General features: G+C 73.5%; 17 protein-coding genes, 1 tRNA gene and 1 other RNA gene. 6 read left to right on the top strand and 13 right to left on the bottom strand.

Annotated features, from left to right (window positions below):
- Window positions 1-2,196, bottom strand: a complete 2,196-nt coding sequence (locus ABD230_RS04320) for a glycoside hydrolase domain-containing protein (RefSeq protein ID WP_344369713.1) — start codon at window positions 2,194-2,196, stop codon at window positions 1-3.
- A 317-nt stretch (window positions 2,197-2,513) separates the two neighbouring features.
- Between ABD230_RS04320 and ssrA the strand changes: the two genes are divergently transcribed.
- Window positions 2,514-2,881: a transfer-messenger RNA gene (ssrA, locus tag ABD230_RS04315) on the top strand.
- Between the two features lie 89 nt (window positions 2,882-2,970).
- Here the strand turns inward: ssrA and ABD230_RS04310 are convergent.
- A complete protein-coding gene (locus ABD230_RS04310) occupies window positions 2,971-3,630 on the bottom strand; it encodes a TetR/AcrR family transcriptional regulator (RefSeq protein ID WP_344369712.1) in 660 nt (219 codons plus the stop codon).
- A 137-nt stretch (window positions 3,631-3,767) separates the two neighbouring features.
- Between ABD230_RS04310 and ABD230_RS04305 the strand changes: the two genes are divergently transcribed.
- Together ABD230_RS04305 and ABD230_RS04300 are read left to right on the top strand one after the other, a co-directional pair.
- The gene (locus tag ABD230_RS04305; protein WP_344369710.1) at window positions 3,768-6,056 is read left to right on the top strand and encodes a glycoside hydrolase family 3 C-terminal domain-containing protein; all 2,289 of its coding nucleotides are present in this window, start codon (window positions 3,768-3,770) and stop codon (window positions 6,054-6,056) included.
- A gap of 131 nt (window positions 6,057-6,187) precedes the next feature.
- Window positions 6,188-7,396 carry a low temperature requirement protein A gene (locus ABD230_RS04300; protein ID WP_344369709.1) on the top strand — a complete coding sequence of 403 codons (1,209 nt, stop codon included), beginning with the start codon at window positions 6,188-6,190 and terminating at the stop codon, window positions 7,394-7,396.
- 15 nt (window positions 7,397-7,411) lie between these two features.
- Here ABD230_RS04300 and ABD230_RS04295 read toward each other — a convergent pair whose 3' ends face one another.
- The 3 genes from ABD230_RS04295 to ABD230_RS04285 form a co-directional block, all read right to left on the bottom strand.
- Window positions 7,412-7,657 (bottom strand): hypothetical protein, encoded by a 246-nt coding sequence (locus tag ABD230_RS04295; protein WP_344369707.1) that lies wholly within the window; start codon window positions 7,655-7,657, stop codon window positions 7,412-7,414.
- 104 nt (window positions 7,658-7,761) lie between these two features.
- Window positions 7,762-8,685: an LLM class F420-dependent oxidoreductase gene (locus tag ABD230_RS04290; RefSeq protein WP_344369706.1), complete on the bottom strand. Its 924-nt coding sequence runs from the start codon at window positions 8,683-8,685 to the stop codon at window positions 7,762-7,764.
- A 65-nt stretch (window positions 8,686-8,750) separates the two neighbouring features.
- The gene (locus ABD230_RS04285; RefSeq protein WP_344369705.1) at window positions 8,751-9,539 is read right to left on the bottom strand and encodes an inositol monophosphatase family protein; all 789 of its coding nucleotides are present in this window, start codon (window positions 9,537-9,539) and stop codon (window positions 8,751-8,753) included.
- Window positions 9,540-9,882: 343 nt separating this feature from the next.
- Between ABD230_RS04285 and ABD230_RS04280 the strand changes: the two genes are divergently transcribed.
- Window positions 9,883-9,958: transfer RNA gene (locus ABD230_RS04280), tRNA-Lys, on the top strand.
- Between the two features lie 81 nt (window positions 9,959-10,039).
- On the opposite strand, the gene ABD230_RS04275 is transcribed toward ABD230_RS04280, so the two are convergent.
- Both ABD230_RS04275 and ABD230_RS04270 read right to left on the bottom strand, forming a co-directional pair.
- Complete coding sequence (locus ABD230_RS04275; RefSeq protein WP_344369704.1) at window positions 10,040-10,801, bottom strand: SDR family NAD(P)-dependent oxidoreductase; 762 nt, start codon at window positions 10,799-10,801, stop codon at window positions 10,040-10,042.
- A gap of 10 nt (window positions 10,802-10,811) precedes the next feature.
- A complete protein-coding gene (locus tag ABD230_RS04270) occupies window positions 10,812-11,405 on the bottom strand; it encodes a VOC family protein (protein ID WP_344369703.1) in 594 nt (197 codons plus the stop codon).
- Between the two features lie 184 nt (window positions 11,406-11,589).
- Between ABD230_RS04270 and ABD230_RS04265 the strand changes: the two genes are divergently transcribed.
- Both ABD230_RS04265 and ABD230_RS04260 read left to right on the top strand, forming a co-directional pair.
- Entirely contained in the window at window positions 11,590-12,189 is a 600-nt protein-coding gene (locus ABD230_RS04265; protein WP_344369701.1) for a hypothetical protein, read from the top strand.
- A 75-nt stretch (window positions 12,190-12,264) separates the two neighbouring features.
- Window positions 12,265-12,471, top strand: coding sequence for a hypothetical protein (locus tag ABD230_RS04260; RefSeq protein ID WP_344369700.1), 207 nt, complete (start codon window positions 12,265-12,267; stop codon window positions 12,469-12,471).
- 37 nt (window positions 12,472-12,508) lie between these two features.
- On the opposite strand, the gene ABD230_RS04255 is transcribed toward ABD230_RS04260, so the two are convergent.
- The 6 genes from ABD230_RS04255 to ABD230_RS04230 all read right to left on the bottom strand — a co-directional run bounded on the left by ABD230_RS04255 (window position 12,509) and on the right by ABD230_RS04230 (window position 17,815).
- Window positions 12,509-13,294: a metal-dependent hydrolase gene (locus ABD230_RS04255; RefSeq protein ID WP_344369699.1), complete on the bottom strand. Its 786-nt coding sequence runs from the start codon at window positions 13,292-13,294 to the stop codon at window positions 12,509-12,511.
- A gap of 119 nt (window positions 13,295-13,413) precedes the next feature.
- Window positions 13,414-14,007: an energy-coupling factor transporter transmembrane component T family protein gene (locus ABD230_RS04250; protein WP_344369698.1), complete on the bottom strand. Its 594-nt coding sequence runs from the start codon at window positions 14,005-14,007 to the stop codon at window positions 13,414-13,416.
- 7 nt (window positions 14,008-14,014) lie between these two features.
- Complete coding sequence (locus ABD230_RS04245; RefSeq protein WP_344369696.1) at window positions 14,015-14,695, bottom strand: energy-coupling factor ABC transporter ATP-binding protein; 681 nt, start codon at window positions 14,693-14,695, stop codon at window positions 14,015-14,017.
- The gene (locus ABD230_RS04240; protein WP_344369694.1) at window positions 14,692-15,852 is read right to left on the bottom strand and encodes a thiolase family protein; all 1,161 of its coding nucleotides are present in this window, start codon (window positions 15,850-15,852) and stop codon (window positions 14,692-14,694) included. The genes ABD230_RS04245 and ABD230_RS04240 overlap by 4 nt, the downstream gene beginning before the upstream one ends.
- Window positions 15,849-17,180 carry a class I adenylate-forming enzyme family protein gene (locus ABD230_RS04235; protein WP_344369691.1) on the bottom strand — a complete coding sequence of 444 codons (1,332 nt, stop codon included), beginning with the start codon at window positions 17,178-17,180 and terminating at the stop codon, window positions 15,849-15,851. Before ABD230_RS04235 ends, ABD230_RS04240 begins: the two co-directional genes overlap by 4 nt.
- The gene (locus tag ABD230_RS04230) at window positions 17,177-17,815 is read right to left on the bottom strand and encodes a biotin transporter BioY (RefSeq protein WP_344369689.1); all 639 of its coding nucleotides are present in this window, start codon (window positions 17,813-17,815) and stop codon (window positions 17,177-17,179) included. The genes ABD230_RS04235 and ABD230_RS04230 overlap by 4 nt, the downstream gene beginning before the upstream one ends.
- Between the last annotated feature and the right edge of the window lie 340 nt (window positions 17,816-18,155).

Genomic DNA, 18,155 nt, shown 5'->3' with positions numbered 1-18,155 from the left:
TCAGGTGTCCGACGCGGAGGGCGGCCTCGAGGCGCGACCCCATTCGCTCGGTTCGGACCCGAGTCGGACCAGCAGGGTGCCGCCGCGGTGCACTTCGTCACCTCGGAGCCACGTGCGCTCGAGCGGGTCGCCGTTGAGCTCGACCGACTGCACGTACTGGACCGGGCCGCCGGGTTCGGGTTCGACGAACCCGGCGGTCTCGATGCGGAGCGTGTCGCCGCCGACCCGGAGCTCGGATTCGGCGAACGACGGGGCGTTCACGAGGAACAGGTTCTGGCCGGCCACGGGGAACAATCCGAGGCTCGCCCAGACGTACCAGGAGCTGATGCCCCCGGAGTCGTCGTTTCCCGGCAGACCGCCGCGCCCCGTGCCGAACTGCTGGTGCACGGCCGCGTGCACGATCTCGGCGGTCCGGTCGGGGCGTCCGGCGTAGTGGTAGGCCCACGGGGCTTCCATGTCGGGCTCGTTGTTCAGGCCCTCGAAGCGGCCCAGTGCGTAGCCCGCGGCGAGCTCCTCGACGCCGGGGGCGACGCCGGGCTGGCGCACGGGCTCGGCGCCGTAGCCGAAGAACGCGTCGAGCGCCCGGACGAAGCCGTCGTCGCCGCCCGAGAGCTCGATCCGTCGCCGCATGTCGTGCAGCAGCCGGAACGAGTAGTTGTAGCGGCTGCCCTCGTAGAAGGTCGAGTCGTGCAGCAGGCCCGTCTGCTCGTCGAATGCGTTGACCCAGCCGGCGGCGAGCCCGGTGAACTCGTCTGCGAGCGCGCGGTCGCCGACCCGGGCGGCCACCTTGGCGGTGCACCAGTACCCGTAGGCGAGGTCGAGCGTGTGGCTGATCGGGTGGGCCACGCCGCGCAGCAGGAACTCCTCGCCGTAGGTGCGGCGGAGGTCGGAGTGCATGTTGACGAGCGCCCACTCCCAGTCGATGCCGGGGAGTCCGAGCTGGCACAGGTCGGCGAGGAAGGTCTGCGCGAGCGCGCTGCCCTGCCGCGAGAAGCGATCGCTTCCGCGGGCCATCCGGTACCCGATGGGGAAGTTCCCCTCCTCCTCGCAGATGGTCAGCAGCGCGTTCGCGAGTTCGACCGCGCGCTCCGGGAACAGGGTCGTGATCAGCGGCAGCTGCGTGCGGTAGATGTCCCACATCGTGCAGAGGTCGAACACGAACGGGCCCTCCGTGGGCCAGAACGGGCTCTCCTCCGGTGCGAGGCAGGGCTTGATGAGCGAGTGGTAGAGCGCGGTCGAGAACACGGTCTGGCGATCGGTCGAGGGCGTGTCGACGGCGATGGTCTTGAGGTGGCGGCGCCAGGCCTTCTTCGTGCGGTCGCGGCGGTGCGGGAAGCGCGCCGGACCCGTGCCCTCGTCGGCGCGGAGGTTCGCGCGCGCCTGCTCGAACCCGCGCAGCGAGAACCCGATCCGCAGCTCGATGCTCTGGCCCGGCTCGCTCGGCCCTGCCCACATCAGCCCGAACGGGCGCAGCGTCGTCGGCCGGATGTGGTCGAACGCGAGCCGGGTGCCGCCGGGCATGAGCCGGCGGTCGTACCAGAGCATCTGCCGCCAGGTGTGCGCGTCGCACTCGAGGTACACCGACAGCGGCGCCCCCTCGACCACGATCTCGCCCTGCGCGATGCCCGGCGCGACCTGCTCGAGCTTCGCCCGCAGCGGGATGGTCTCGCCGTGGGGGATGCCGAGGCCGCCGAGTGAGAAGTCGATGACGACTCGGGCGTTCTGGTTGCGGGGGAACGTGTAGCGGTGCACGGCCGACTTCGGCCCGACGGTCAGCTCGGCGCGGATGCCGGAGTCGAGCGTCGCGGCGTAGTAGCCGGGCTCCGCGGCCTCCTCGAGCAGGTCCCAGGTGCGGCCGAGCACGTCGAGCGGCTCGATCATCGGCGTGACGCGGAAGTAGTTGTAGTACTTTCGGATGGCGCCCGTGCCGGACTGCTGGAAGTGCGTGAACCCGGATGCCACGCCATGCTCGTGGATCGTCGGCGGCACGCCTTCGGTCGCCAGGTCGTAGCGCCCGTATCCGGTGGGGTAGGCGCCCGAGTAGGCGCAGGCCGAGACCATCCCGAGCGGGTAGGTGGCCCCGGGATGCGTGTTGCCGACCTGCGGCTTCGGCCACCACCAGGTCGCGGCCAGCCCCGTCTGCGGGGGCAGGTCGACGGCCTCGGTGCCGATGAACGGGTCGACCCGCGCGATCATGCGGCTCCCGGGCGCCGGCGCGCGGCGATGGGTCGAGCGGCGTCGGGTCGAGCGGCGACGGCGCGGCTCGGGCGGGTCTCGGGAGGTGCCATGCCGGGACGCTACGTGCTGGCGGGTCCCGGCAGGTTACGGCCGTATGACAAGTTCGCGTCATGGCTCGTCGATCGGCGCGGTCGCGTCCGGCGGCGGGAATGGTCCGGCGGGTCGTGCCTGTTGTATCCTGTAGGGCCGCGCTCCCATCGGTGGATCGCGGGATGGCAACTCAACAGCGTGCGATGACGACCCGCCTTCCGACCTCCGGTCGGAGCGCGTCTCATGGGGATGATCGGTTTCGACATCGCCTGCGAGACTGCGTGAAGCGGGCCGAGGATGCAGGGTTATCTCGTGAACGCTCCCTGCGAAACAATAACTGCCAATAAGTCGCAGAACGACTACGCCCTCGCTGCCTAAGCGAGTCCGTTAGTCCGTCAGCCCGGGTTCGTTCCCGCCCCGGTCGCTGGCGTCATCTAGGGAACTTGCTGCACGGCGTCGCCTGAGCGTCGTGCGGGACTCTTTCAGGCTGGGCCCGTCGACCTGGCTGCCTGTGGCAAGGGCCGGGGCCGAGCAGAACGCATCACAGGCTGCGCCCGGAGAAACCGTGGAATCCCAGCGATGGACGGGGGTTCAATTCCCCCCATCTCCACCACCGGTCGTCATCGCACGCCGAGTCCGCCCCTCGACGGGCGCCCTCGGGCGGCCGTCGTCGTGTCCGGCGGCATCCGCCGGCGGACGGGCTCAGGGACGCAGCAGGTCCACGAACGCCGAGACCTGCGCGGACATGTCGACGTCGGGATCGTAGATCCACTGGTTCTGCAGGCCGTCGATCAGCGCGAACAGCATGCCCGCGGCGGCCTCGGGATCGACGTCGGCGCGGATCTCGCCGCGCTCCTGCAGACCGGTGATCCAGTCCCGTCCGAGCGACCTGAGCTGGGCGTAGCGCTCGCCGAAGAAGGCGTGCGCCGAGTGCTCGGGCTCGGAACCGTCGGCCGTCAGGCGCACGAAGAGGTGCACGAGCCCCGGCACGTCGGCGTTGTGGTCGACGATGCCGATCAGGCCGCGACGCAGGCCGTCGAGGTCGTGCGGCGCACGCTCCTGCGTGCCGTCGGTGCCGTCTGCGCCGTCGGTCGGCGCGCCGCCCGCGGACGCGCCGCCCGCGGCATCCGACGGGCCGAACTCGGCGGCGTCGACCTCGTCGCGGCGACGGAGGACCTCGACGAAGAGGTCGTCCTTCGAGCCGAAGTAGTGCATCAACCCGTTCTGGCTGAGCCCGACGGCCTCGGCGATCTCCTTGACGGTGGCTCCGGAGTAGCCGTGCTCGGCGATCACCTGCAGGGCGGCGTCGAGGATCTCGCGCCGCTTGGCCACGCCCTTGGCGTACGGTCCGCGCGTGCTCACGGCATCCGATCGTAGCGTTGCGCATTGAAAACCGTATGGCATACTGTTTTCACGACGACGGGATCACGGGCATCCAGTGCTCCGCGGGCGGCGCCTCGCCGCCCTCATGATCCGAACCGTGCGCGAGGAGGCACACGATGACCGACATCCACGACACCACCGCGACGCCCGAGGAGCTCGCCGCATCCGCGGTCGAGGCGCTCGACCTCGCCGATCGCGCCGCGCTCGGCGGCGGAGCGTCGTTCTGGCGCACCAAGGACGTCCCCGGCGTGCCGAGCGTCACCATGAGCGACGGCCCGCACGGCGTGCGCTACCAGGCCGCCGCCGGCGACCACCTCGGCGTCGGCGCGAGCGACCCCGCGACGTGCTTCCCGCCCGCCGTCGGGCTCGCGCAGAGCTGGGACCCGGAGCTCGCCGGCCGCGTCGGCGCGGCGCTCGCGGACGAGGCGCAGGCCGCCGGGCTCGGCGTGCTGCTCGGCCCGGGCATCAACATCAAGCGCGACCCGCGCTGCGGCCGCAACTTCGAGTACTTCAGCGAGGACCCGCTGCTCACCGGCGTGCTCGCCACCGAGTGGGTCCGGGGACTCCAGGCCCGCGGCGTCGGGGCGTCGCTCAAGCACTTCGCCGCGAACAACGCCGAGCACGACCGCATGCGCGCGAGCTCCGACGTCGACGACCGGCCGCTCCGCGAGATCTACCTCCGCGCGTTCGAGCGCGTCGTGCGCGACGCCGCCCCGTGGACGGTCATGTGCTCGTACAACCGCGTCAACGGCGTGCTCGCCTCGCAGAACCACTGGCTGCTCACGCAGGTGCTGCGCGAAGAGTGGGGCTTCGAGGGCGCCGTCGTGAGCGACTGGGGCGCCGTCGCCGACCGCGTCGCCGCCGTCGCGGCGGGGCTCGACCTGCAGATGCCGGGAGACACCGCCGCCGACGACGCGCAGGTCGTCGCCGCGGTCGAGGCGGGCGAGCTCGCCGTCGCCGCGGTCGACCGCGCCGCCCGCGCCGTGGCGCGCGTCTCGCACCTCGCCCGCACCACGCGTCGCGACGTCGTCGTCGACGTCGACGCGCACCACGCGCTCGCTCGCGAGGCCGCCGGCCGGAGCACGGTCCTGCTGAAGAACGAGGGCGGCCTCCTGCCGCTCGCGCCGAGCGGCACGATCGCCGTCGTCGGTGCCTTCGCCTCCGAGCCGCGCTACCAGGGCGGCGGCAGCTCGCACGTCTCGCCCACGCGCGTCGACGTGCCGATCGACGAGATCCGCAGCCTCGCCGGCGACGCCGACGTCTCGTTCGCGCCGGGCTTCACGACCGACGGCACCGGCGACGCCGACGCGCTGCGGGCCGAGGCCGTCGAGGCCGCGTCGGCGGCCGACGTCGCCGTCGTGTTCCTCGGCCTGGCGGCGTCGCAGGAGTCGGAGGGCTTCGACCGCGAGCACATCGAGCTCCCCGACGAGCAGGTCGCGCTCCTCGAGGCCGTCGCGTCGGCGCAGCCGCGCACGGTCGTCGTGCTGTCCGCGGGCGGCGTGCTGCGCCTCGCGCCCGTGGACGCCGTGGCGCCCGCCATCCTCTCGGGCTCCCTGCTCGGGCAGGCGGGCGGCGGCGCGATCGCCGACGTGCTGTTCGGCCACGTGAACCCGTCCGGCCGGCTCGCCGAGACCATGCCGCTCCGGATCGAGGACGCCCCGAGCTTCGGCAACTTCCCCGGCGAGCACTCGCGCGTCCGCTACGGCGAGGGCATCCACGTCGGCTACCGCGGCTACGACCTCCGCGCCCGCGACGTGCTCTACGCGTTCGGCCACGGGCTCTCGTACACGACCTTCGCCTACGACGGCATCGCCCTCGAGGCCGACGCCGAGGGCGTGCGCGCCCGCGTCGAGGTCCGCAACACCGGCGACCGTGCCGGTCGCGAGATCGTCCAGCTCTACGCGTCGCTGCCGGGCTCGTCGATCACGCGCGCGCCGCGCGAGCTCGTCGGCTTCGGTTCGATCGACCTGGCGGCGGGGGAGCAGGGCACGGTGGAGATCCGCGTCGAGCGGCGCGACCTGGCCTACTGGGACGACCGGCTCGACCGGTGGATCGTCGAGGGCGGCACGTACCGCATCGCGGCGGCGGCATCCTCGCGAGACCTCCGCCTGGAAGCCGACGTCGAGGTCGGCGGCGACGACGCGGCCGTCCCGTTCGACCTCGAGTCGACGATCGGCGAGCTCATGGCCCACCCGGTCGCGGCGCAGGTGATCGGCGCCGCGTTCGCGCCCGTCATGGAGCAGTTCGATGCCGGCGGCGATGCGCTCGGCATGGACATGGCGCGCATGATGGCGTCGGTCCCGATCGGGCGCGCGATGAAGAGCTTCGGCGGCGCCGACCCGGCCGCCCTCGCCCAGGTGCAGGCGATGCTCGACGGCATCAACGCCACCCCGCGCAACGACTGACGCCTCCGGCGGCACCGGCGGGTCCCCGCGCCCCGCCGGTGCCGCCGGCCCGCGCCCGCGCCCGCGCTCGGACTCCCGGCGCGGGCGCGGACCGCTTCCGATCGCGCTCGCCGCGCGCCACACTGGGGCGCATGCAATGGCGAGTCACCCCGATCCGCGGCTTCCGCGTCTCCGACGAGGACCACCGGGTCACGACCTTCGAGCTCTTCTTCGACCTCGTGTTCGTCTTCGCGTTCACGCAGGTCAGCCAGTACATGGCGCACGCGCACAGCGCCCTCGGGATCCTGCAGGCCCTGACGATCCTGGGCCTGCTCTGGTGGTCGTGGGTGGCGTACGCGTGGCTCGCGAACCAGACGCACGCCGACGAGGGGTTCGTGCAGGTCGGGCTGTCCGTCGCGATGATCGCGATGTTCGTGCTCGCGCTGGTCATCCCCGAGGCGTACGAGGACCTCGAGGGCGGCCTCGACGGGCCGATGGTGCTCGTGGTCGCCTACATCGTGGTCCGGCTCGCGCACATCGGGCTGTACCTGCTCGCCGCGGCCGGTGACGCGCCGCTGCGCGGCCAGATCCTCCGCAGCTCGATGGCGCTCGTCGTCGGTGCCGCGTTCCTCATCGCGGGTGCGCTGCTCGGCGGCATGCTGCAGACCTGGCTCTGGATCATCGGCCTCGCGCTCGACGTCCTGATCACCTACGTCACGTCGACGGGCGGCAGCTGGCGCATCCACTCGGCGGGTCACTGGGCCGAGCGGTTCGGCCTCGTGGTCATCCTCGCCCTCGGCGAGTCCGTCGTCGCGATCGGCGTGGGCGCCGCGCAGCTGCCCATCAGCGTGCCGATCATCGTCGGCGCGGTGCTCGCCGTGCTGCTCTCGATCGCGCTGTGGTTCCTGTACTTCGACACGACGTCGCTCGCGGCCGAACACGAGCTCTCCCGCCTCCGCGGCGTGCCGCGAGTGCAGCTCGCGATCGACGGCTACACGTACCTGCACCTCATGCTCATCGCCGGCATCGTCATCACGGCGCTCGGCGTCGAGGACGTCATCGCCCACGTCGACGAACCCGAACCCCTCGGCCTGTTCGGCGCCGCCGCCCTCTTCGGCGGGTTCTCGTGCTACCTCGCGGGCGTCGCGTTCTTCTGGCTGCGGGTCTCGCGGAAGGTGAAGTGGCTGCGCTTCGGCGCCGCGACCATCGCCGCCGCCGCGGTCCCGGTGGTCGCGTTCGTCACGCCCCTGGCAGCGATGGCGATCCTCGTGCTCGGATGCCTCGTGCTCATCGCCGTCGAGTCCGTCCGGTACGCCGAGCACCGACGGGAGATCCGCGTCGAGGGCGGACACGAGGGCTGACCCACGAGGCCCCGCTCAGCGCCCGCGCGATCCCGCCCGTCCGCCGGACGCGAGCCGTCGCAGCCACGATCGACGCGGCGTGCCCGGGTCGTCGGCGACCGGCTCGGCGGCCTCGTCGGCATCGCCCTCCGGAGCCTCGGCGCGCGCCGCGGCATCCCGCTCCTCGCGCCAGATCAGGTACGCCTGGTACGGGTCGTCCTCCGGCCCCAGCGGTGGCCGGTCGTCCTGCTGATGATGTCGCCTGCGCGCCGTCGCCTGCATCGCTTCCCCCTCGAGGCCCCCCGGCCCTCACCTACGAGGGTACGCGACGTCGGGGCCACCCGAGGCACGCGGACGTCACGCGCCGTCGTGCGGCGCTCGCAGCCTCAGCCCACGTGGGGCAGGACCTCGGCCGCGATGAGCTCGACGTGGTCGAGGTCGCGCACGTCGACGAGCTGGAGGTACACGCGGTCGGCGCCGAGGTCGGCGAGCCGGCCGAGCTGCTCGACCACCCGCGTGGGGCTGCCCGCGATGTTGACGTCGGCGAACGTGCCGGGGTCGGCGTCGATCTCCTCGAGGCGGCGCCGGTAGATCGCGTCGTCCGTGGCGACGACCGTGGGCAGCGCGACGCTCAGCCGCATCGTCGCGGGATCGCGGTCGATCCGCTCGCACGCGGCGCGCACCCGCTCGAACGACGCCGCGATCTCGTCCTCGCCCACGAACCCGCGGTTGAACTCCGTCGCGAAGCGCGCAGCGAGTGCGGGCAGGCGGGTCCGCCCGCCGCCGCCCATGATGAGCGGCATGGGGGACTGCACGGGCTTCGGCAGCGCCGGCGCGTCGGCGAGCCGGTAGTGCTCGCCGTCGAACGAGAAGCGCTCGCCGACGGGCGTCTCCCACAGCCCGGTGACGACCTGCAGCTGCTCCTCGAGCACGTCGAACCGCCGCTCGGGGAACGGGATCCCGTAGGCGGCGTGCTCGGCGGCGAACCATCCCGCTCCGAGCCCGAGCTCGACTCGCCCGCCGGACATGGCGTCGACCTGCGCGACCTGGATCGCCAGCAGGCCGGGGTGCCGGAACGTCACGGGCGAGACGAGCGTCCCGAGACGGATGCGGCTCGTCTCGCGTGCGATGCCGGCGAGTGCCGTCCACGCGTCCGACGGGCCCGGCATCGGGTCGCCGGGGCCCATGTGCAGCAGGTGGTCGCTGCGGAACCAGCCGTCGAAGCCGAGGCGTTCCGTCGCCTGCGCCTGAGCGAGCTGCTCGTCGTAGCTCGCGCCCTGCTGCGGCTCGGTGAAGATGCAGAGTTCCATGGCTCCTCCTCGGGGCGTCGTGCCCGCGGGCGGGCGATCGGGTCGGACGTCGCGGATGCCGCGGCTCAGCGCAGCGCTTCGAGCACGGCCTCGTGCAGCAGGCCGTTCGTCGCGAGTGCGCTGCCGTGGCCCGCGCCCGCGTCGCCGTCCACCGAGGTGAACCGGCCGCCCGCGCCCTCGACGATCGGGATGAGCGCGGCGAGGTCCCACGCCTTCACGTCGAACTCGCCGACGACGTCGACGAGCCCCTCTGCGAGCAGGCAGTACGACCAGAGGTCGCCGTAGGCCCGGTCGCGCCAGACCCGCTCGCCGAGCGAGAGCAGTCGGTCGAGGTAGCCGGCGTCGCGCCACTGCGCGATGCTCTGGAAGCTCAGCGACGCGTCGCCGAGGTCGGCCACGTTCGACACGCGGATGTCGCGCGGCGCCTCGCCCGCGGCATCCGTCGTCTGCGCGCCGAGGCCGTGTGCGCCCCACCAACGCCGGCCGATCGCCGGCATCGAGGCCACGCCGACGACGGGGACGTCGTCGACCGTGAGCGCGATGAGCGCGCCCCACACGGGCACGCCGCGGAGGAAGTTCGACGTTCCATCGATCGGGTCGATGACCCAGCGTCGCGAGCCGGTGCCCTCGGTGCCGTACTCCTCGCCGAGGATGCCGTCGTCGGGCCGCCGCTGGGCGAGCAGGTCGCGCACGCCGCGCTCGACGGCGAGGTCGGCCTCGGTCACGAACGTGCGGTCCGGCTTCGTGTCGACGCGGAGGTCGACGGCGCGGAAGCGGGCCATGGCGGCCGCATCGGCGAGGTCGGCGAGGTCGAGGGCCAGGGCGAGGTCGTCGGCGTACGTGGCATCCGTCACCGGTTCAGCCTACGACGGCCGCCGTTGCCGGCGTCGTTGCCGGCGTCGTTGCTGGCGTCATCGGGCGTTCGCGTTCGCGCTCGCCTGCGGCCGGGTCGTCGCGCTTCTCAGGAGCCGCGCCGGCGTGTCGCCGCGGCCCACGGCGTGTCCTCCTGAGCAACGTGCGGAATCGGCGCCGCGCTCCTGAGAAACGCAACGGGGAGGGCGGGGCGGATGCCGCGGGGCGGCGGCTCGCGTGCCGGTGGCGGGCACGACGCGCCCGAGCGGGAGCCGATTTCGCGTTCGACCCCCGGACCTGCTAACTTTGATCCTCGGTTCGGGGTTACGGAAATCCCGCCGAAACGCACCTCTAGCTCAATCGGCAGAGCAACTGACTCTTAATCAGTGGGTTCAGGGTTCAAGTCCCTGGGGGTGCACCAGCAAGGCCCCGGCGAGTGATCGCCGGGGCCTTCGTCGTGTCGCCGCTGCCCACCACGTGCCGCTCCGGGCGATCGCGTCGGTCAGTAGTCGCTGACGGCGGTGATCCCGCCGTCGACGGCGAGCTCCTGGCCCGTGATCCCGGCCGCGCGTGACGAGCAGAGGTACACGCAGGCGTTCGCGACCTCGCGGGGGTCGACCGGCCGCCCGGACGGTGCGCGCTGCGACCAGCGGGCGAGCCCGTCGGGCCAGTCCCGCTCGAGGCTCGCGCGGTGGACCAGCCCCGGCGCGACCGCGTTCACCCGGATGCCGCGAGGGGCCAGCGCGACCGCCGACGTCCTCGTGAGCGAGCGGAGCGCCGCTTTTCCTGCCGCGTACGCGGCCTGCTCCGGGACGGCTCGGTCGGCCGAGATCGAGGTGATGTTGACGACGGCGCCGCCGCCGTGCGCCGCCATCGCCCGCGCGGCGTGCGTCGTGCAGAGGTACGCGGCGACGACGTTGAGGCGGAAGTCCTCCACCCAGTCGTCCGCGGTCAGGCTGTGGAAGTCGGCCACGGGGTACCGCCCCGCGTTGTTCACGAGGATCGTCGCGCGTGCGGCGGGCGAGCCGTCGGCGAACATGCGACGGAGGTCGGCCTCGTCCGCGAGGTCGGCCCTCACGGCATGCGCCGTCGTGCCGTGCTCGGTCGCGAGCGCCCCGGCCAACTCGGCGGCCGCCTGCCCGTTCGACCGGTGGTGCAGGACGAGCTCCGCGCCCTCGCGGGCGAACGCCTCCGCGATCGCGGTGCCGAGACCGCCGGTGGCGCCGGTCACGAGCACGATCGTGCCGTCGAACTCCCCGGGCATCCGCGGGCCCTCAGTCGCAGCCGATCTCGTACGGCCCCGCGTCGGGGTCGACGGGATCCCAGTCGGCGTGGACGAAGCCGTCGAAGGCGGCACCCTCCATCCGGCACACGTCGCCGAGGGACGCCTCGTAGAACTTCACGTGCGTGTAGTCGTCGAAGAGCCGGTAGACCGGGGCGCAGAACCGGCTCTGGAACTGCTGCCCCGTGAGCACCTCCCGATGCCGGTCGATGAACGCGCCGTGCTCCGGCCCGACGACGAAGCCGACGTGCTCGAGGCCCATACGGTAGACGCGCTGGTGGAACGGGGGGATGAGCTCGATGAGCGGGATCCCGATGCCGTCGGCCACCTCGATGGGCTCGGCGAGCACGAGCTTCGAGATCGGGCGACCGTTCCAGACGTTCTCGAGGTTCGACGTCGAGTAGGCCTCGATCGCGTCGCGGGCGCGGACGTACTCGCGCCAGGTGGCGGTGCGGATCGCGAGGTGGCTGATGTCGAGCCCGCCGGCCTCGATGCCGAGTTCAGCGCAGCGGGCGACCTGCTGGGCGACGAAGGCTCGCGCCCCGGGTGCCAGCCGTTCGCGCGTGTACGCTCCGTCGGATTCCATCGTGACCTCCTCGTCGTGCGGTGACCTCACGATAGGCTGCGGGATTGCGCCGTGTCACGCGAATGCGCAGATCGGCCTGCATATGAGCAGGGGCATGCGGTCGGGGGCCGCAGGTGCGCACGCCCTGCGCCACGATCGGGCAGTGCGTCCGAGCCGTCCGGTCGGGCCCCGATATCGTCGCTGGATGACCAGTGGCCCGGACGTGACGCCGAACACCGCGGAGCGGAGCAGCGGCGGTTCGGCCCGGTGGAACCCCGTGCGGTGGTGGGCCCAACTCGTGGCCGCCTCGATACCCGCGGTGTTCGGGATCGGCCTCCTCCTCGGGTTCGCCGGTGTGACTGGCACCGAGCACTTCGACGTCCTCGGTGCGGCCTTCGTCTACGCGATCATCGGCACCGCGGTCGCGTGCGCGCTCGTCGCCGTCAGCGCCGGCGACGTTCCGCGCTCACGGGGGTACATCGTGGCGGCGAGCATGATGGGCGTGCTCGCGGGACTCGCGCCGATCTCCGCGATCCTGTTCATCCGGCTGTCGTCTCGGGCGTGCGTCGTCCTCAACGTCCTGGGCCTGCCGTGGCCGGAGCCGTGGCGCGAGGCCGCGCACCTCGGCGGGGGACTCATCTGGTCGGCGTCGACCGTGTTCCTGCTCGTCGCGCTCGCCGCACCACGCCTGCGTCGGGCCGCAACGGCGATGTGGATCTGGAGCGGCATCATCACGATTCCAGCCGGTGTGCTGTTCATGCTGATCGTCGGCGACGTGCCGGCGACCGGGTGCACGCCCGTCTAGGTTCTGGCCGTGATCGAGGCCGCGCCGATCGGCTGACGTGGCTCGCGGCAGGTCCTGATCTGCGAGAGTGGGCGCGTGAAGTTCAAAGGCCCATTCCGCGACCCCGTCCACAACGCATGGTGGAACATCACGATCTGCGGGGCGCTCGTCGTGGGATTCGCGAGCGCCGCCGTGCGTATCGGTGATGAGATGCCCCATCTGTGGGGGATGCTCGCCGGCGCCGTCGTGCTCGAGGGCCTCTTCGTCTACTCGTTGTTCAAGGCGCGCCGAGACGTCGAGTAGGTCGGTGCCCATCGGGGCGCGCACGCCCTGCACCCGCTCACCAGAACATGAACGGATTCACGCCGATCAGGCGCAGCACCTCGTACGTCGACCCGATGAAGCAGTAGGTGCCCAGGAGGGCGCCGAGGATGGTCTCGCGCAGCGACCCGGTGTCGCCGAGCACGGGCAGTGCGACGTACCCGTTCGGCAGCCAGATGCGGTTCACGACCGGCACGGGGCGGAGGGCCCGCGGCGGGCGGAAGCGCCACGGCCAGAGCAGGCCCGGCAGCCCGCCGGTCGTGAGCAGGTCGCCGACGAGGTGCGTGAGGAAGCCGACGAGCACGGCGAGTGGGAACCACGCGACCTGCTCGGGCGCGAAGACCACGATGAAGGCGCCGAGCAGCAGCCCCACGCCCCAGGCGGCGGGCCAGGAGCGGACGAGGTCTCGTGCCTTCAGCCCGAACGCGGTGAGTGCGGCGGTGCCGGCGCCCGCACCGACGGCGAGCGTGCCGACCTGGTCGGTCGGGATCGCGACGAGCGTCAGCGCCCACGCCGCGGCGACTGTCACGAGCACGCCGACGGGGGAGTGCGCGCCCTGCCGGTGCCCGCCCGACGCCGCCTCGACGACGCCGGTCGCCACCTTGCCGAGCAGGGGGACGGAGTGCGCGATGGTCGCGCTGTGGTGGTCGGCGTCGGGCAGCAGCGCCGCGCCCGCGCAGACGGCGGTGCCGGCGAGCACGCCGACCGGGTCGAGCGGGTACGCGCCGGCCGTCAGGATCGGCATGGTTCCGGTGATCGCGAGCCACGCGGCGGCGCCGCTGGTGGCATGGGTGATGCCCATCATCGGGTGTGGTGCTCCTCGGGTCGCCGCGGTCGCAGGGGGAGGAGGGGGCGCGGCAGCCCCAGTCTGCCGTGCGCCGCGGACATCGCCGCGCGGCGCGCCCGGTCTGTGGAGGACGGTCGTCAGTCGTCGACGCCGCGCGCCATCAGGGCCTCGCCGAGGTGGTCGGCCGTGCGCAGCGTCCGCACGATCACCGGCACCGCGAGCGCGGTCGGCGACCCTTCGGCACCGCGCGCCTTGCGTGCTTCCAGCACCTCCCGCACGAGGTCGGCGAGCAGCGGCACGCAGCGGATGGCGAGCGCCAGCGCCAGCCCGACCCGGTCCGGGTCGATCCAGCGGGCGAACGGGCGCAGCAGCACCTGCATCGCGTCGAGCGTCGCCGTCACGGTGGTCGTGAGCGTGTAGACGGCGGCCAGCGCGACGGCGAGGAGCAGCCGCGCGCCCATCGTCGCGGCGGCCTCCCACCCGGCGAAGAACCATTGCACGGGCACGGCCAGCGCGAGCACCCACAGGATCGGCGCGACCTGGCGCCATGCCAGCCGCACGGGGATGCGGGCGAGCGCGAACAGGGCGACCGTCACGAGCGCGACGACGCCGAGCGCCGGCAGCGAATGCAGGAGCGCGGTGATCGTCACCGCGACCGCGAGGAGTCCGAGCTTCGCGAGCGCCGGCATCCGGTGGATCACCGAATCGCCCGGGTGGAAGACGCCGATCATGATCGCCTCACCCGATCAGGGCCCGGTACGCGTCGAGGGCGACCGCCGGCACGTCGTCGGCGACGACGCGGCCCGCCTCCATGACGATGACGCGGTCGAACGACTCGAGCAGTTCGAGCTGGTGGCTGACGACGATGACCTGCTCGTCCAGGCTCGCGAAATGCTCGGCGATCAGGCGCGCGTTGCGCGCGTCGAGCAGGGTCGTGGGCTCGTCGGCGATCACGAGGTCGGGCCGCCCGACGAGCACCGACGCGAGCGCGAGCAGCTGCTTCTGCCCGCCCGAGAGGCGATGCGCGGGTCGGTCGGCGAGTTCGGCGAGGCCGAACCGGTCGAGCACGGCGTCGACGCGTGCGGCGGCGGTCGCGGCATCCAACCGGTGCCGGCGGAGCGTGAAGGCCACGTCCTCGCGGACCGTCGGCATCACGATCTGCGTGTCGGCGTTCGTGAAGACGAACCCGACGCGGCGGCGCACCTCGCGTCCGTGGCGCGACACGTCGAGGCCGTCGAACGTCACGGTGCCGGTGGTCGGGGTGACGAGGCCGTTCACCATGCGGGCGAGCGTCGACTTGCCGGAGCCGTTCGCTCCGACGATGCCGATGCGCTGCTCCGTGAGTTCGAGGTCGACGCCGTCGACGACGAGCTCGTCGCCGAACCGGTGGCCGACCCCGTCGAAGCGGATGACGCTCATGCGACGCGCTCCACGATCATCGCGACGCCCTGGCCGCCGCCGATCGAGCACGCGGCCAGCCCGGCGCGCGCGTCGTCGGCGGCGGCCATGCGCGCCGCCAGGCGGACGAGCAGCACGGCGCCCGAGGCGCCCCACGGATGCCCGAGCGCGATGGCGCCGCCGTCGCCCGACACGGTCTCCTCGTCGAGCGCCAGCTCGTCGGTGACGGCGAGCAGCTGTGCGGCGAACGCCTCGGTGATCTCGACGAAGCCGAGGTCGCGAGTCGTCATGCCGGCACGCTCGAGCGCACGCCGGCCCGCCCACGCGGCCCCGAGGCCGGGAAGGGCCGGGTCTCCCGCCGCGACCGAGGCCGCGCGCACGCGCAGCGCCGGAAGCCCGGCCGCGGCGGCGAGCTCCGTCGTCGTGACGGCCATCGCGGCGGCGCCGTCGGAGAACCCGCACGAGTTCCCGGCGGTGACGCTGCCCGCGGCATCCGTGCTCATCGACGCGTCCAGTGGGAACGCCGGCGCGAACCGCGCGAGCATGGCGACGTCCATCGCCGCACGCGGGCGGTCGTCGCGCGCGATGCCGTCGACCGCGACGATCTCGGCGTCGAACCGACCGGCGTCGCGCGCCGCGGCCGCGAGGGCGTGCGAACGCGCGGCCCACTCGTCCTGCCTGGCGCGCGTGATGCCGCGCACGCGCGCGAGGTGCTCGGCCGCCGGTCCCATGTCGGGGTCGGGCAGGCCGGCCGGGGTGAACGGCGCGCGGTCGTAGCGCGCGCCGGTGTCGGGCCAGCTGCGGTGCGGAGCGGTCGACGCCGACTCGGCACCGCCCGCGAGCACGAGCGCGGCGTCGCCGGCACGCACCCGCGACGCCGCCTGCACGACGGCGTCGAGCCCGGACCCGCACTGCCGGTCGACGGTGACGCCGGGCACGTGGGCGCCGAGTCCTGCGCGCAGCGCGCTCACGCGCGCGAGGTCGCCGCCGGGGCCCATGCAGTTGCCGAGCACGACGTCGTCGATCGGGATGCCGGCGGGCGCGACCTCGGCGGCGACGGCGGCGAGCACGGGGGCGGCGAGGGCGTCGGCGGTGGCGTGCGCGAGACCGCGGCTGGCGGTGCCGATCGCGGTGCGCCGGGCGGCGACGAGGACGGGAGTGCGGTCTCGGTCGGTCACGGTCGGGCTCCGTCCGGTCGTGGGGCGTCGGTGGGCCGCGGGCGCGGATCGGCGCTCGCGGTCGGGCCGGGCGTGGCGGCCACGGCCGATGCGGTGGCCGAATCGAAGGGCAGCGGATGCCCCGTGCCGCGCCGTCCGGTGACGATCTCGTCGCGCAGCACCCCGCGCGCCGGCTTGCCCGAGGCGGTGCGCGGCAGCGTGCCCGCGAACCAGCGGCGGGGGAGTTCGACGGGGCTGAGGCTCGCCCGTGCGGCGTCGGCGACGGCGCGGAGCGCGACGCCGGGCTCGAGCTCCACGAGCGCGACGACGCGCTCGCCGAGCAGGTCGTGCGGCTCGCCCACGACGGCGGCGTCCCGCACGCCCGGCAGCGCGACGAGGTGCGCCTCGACGTCCTCCGCGAGCACCGTCGCCCCGGCCGTGGTGATCGCGGCCTCGCCTCGGCCGAGCACCCGCAGGAGGCCGTCGCCGGTGCGCTCGGCGAGGTCGCCGACGGTCGCGAACCCGTCGGCGTCGCGCCGGAGACGACCGCCGACCACGTCGAGGGCGAGGTAGGGCGAGCGCGCCCAGAGCTCCAGCCCGGCGTCGACCGGGCGCAGATCGATCTCGACACCCGGGAACGCGGTCAGTCCCGTGGCGGAGCCGACACGACCGCCTGCCAGTACGAACGACAGCTCGGCGGCGCCGTAGTACTCGACGAGGCGGATGCCGCGGGCGTCGGCCGCAGCACGGACCCGCTCCGGCAGCGCGGCGCCCGCCACGACGGCGGTCGTCCCCGCCGCGAGCGTGCCGGCGTCGAGCAGGCGCGCGAGCCGCGTCGGCGTCGCATGCACCGCCGTCGCCGTCGCGAGGTCGTCGGTCACGGACGCGCCGATCGACAGCGCGTGCAGTGCGCCGTAGAGGTGCATCGACGCCGCCAGCGGACCCGTGATCGCGATGCGGTCGTCGGCGCCGAGGCCGGCGAGCTCGGCGAGGGCCGGCGCGGACGCCAGCCAGGACGCCGAGGTGCGGGCGATGATCCGCGGGCGGCCGTCGACGGTCGTCGAGCCGGAGGACGCGAGCGCGAGCTCGGTTCCCGGCGGCGGGTCCGCGGCGAGCCGCTCGACGTCGTGCCGGTCGCCGCCGACGAGCACCGGCCGACCCCGCTCGAGCGCGGCCAGCACGGTCACGAGCACCGTCGTGGGATGGCCGTCAGCGCGGCATCCGATCGGGCCGTCGCCCGCGGGGAGCTCGGCGTCGCCGACCGCGCGCGCGAGCTCGTCGTAGCGGACGGTCCGTCCGCCGAACGAGAGCGCGATGCGGTCGCCGGTGCCGCCGAGCCAGTCGGTCATTCCGCGTCGGTCACCGCCTCGCGCCGCCACGGCCAGGGCTTCGGCTCGATGAGGCCGGGCCAGGCGCGGTGCACACCCTTGGCCACGAGCACGGTGACGACGACCTTGGCCAGGTCGCCGGGCAGGAAGGCCGCCGAGCCGACCAGGACGGCACCGAGCGGAAGCCCGGTGATCGCGGCGGACACGGGCACGCCGACGAGGTAGATCACGACGATGCCGCCGAGCGCCGTGGCGCCGAGGGCGGGCAGCACGCGGTAGCGCGGGAGCAGACGGGCGGTGAACCAGCCGATCACGAGGGCGCCGAGCACCCACCCGATGAGGTAGCCGACCGACGGCCCCACGAACACGCCGAGGCCGCCGCGACCGCCCGCGAGCAGCGGCAGGCCCGCGGCGACGAGCACGAGCAGCAGCAGCACCGAGAGCGCGCCCTTGCGGGCGCCGAGGATCGCGCCGGCGAGCATGACGCCGAGCGTCTGGAACGTGATCGGGACGGCGCCGTTGCCGAAGTAGAGGGCGCCGGGCAGGCCGAGCGCGGCGATGAGCGCGGCGAAGACGGCGATCTGCGCGAGGTCGCGCGCGGAAGTGCGGACGCGGCGCCGCTCGGGGGCGGCGACGGGGGTCGGTGCGGAGGACATTCGGCTCCCTGGTGTTCGACGTGGACGGGCGCGATGCCCGTGCGTTCACGCTACGAATCGCGGGGGAGCGGCCGCGCGAGGTGGCCGTACAAGAAACCGCGGGGGATTTTGGAGTGCGGTCGGTCGGGGTCCGCACGCCGCCGTTGCAGATAGGGCCCCGATCCGAGACTCCGATTGCGGGCGGGTCAACTGCGAATCACGGGTCCCGAGTCTGCTGACAGCTGGTCTGAGTCGTTCCGTTCGCTGCGGCGTCGCCGGCGGACCGGCTATCGGGCGCAAGCGGGTTGCGGCGCCCTGGTCGCACGACTCCGATCCGAAGCCGCTTCGTTTGAGCCGCGCC

The sequence above is a fragment of the Agromyces tropicus genome (assembly GCF_039531345.1).
Lineage (GTDB): Bacteria > Actinomycetota > Actinomycetes > Actinomycetales > Microbacteriaceae > Agromyces > Agromyces tropicus.
The sequence above is the reverse complement of the archived record's forward strand: the minus strand, read 5'-3'. Positions and strand labels throughout refer to the sequence as shown.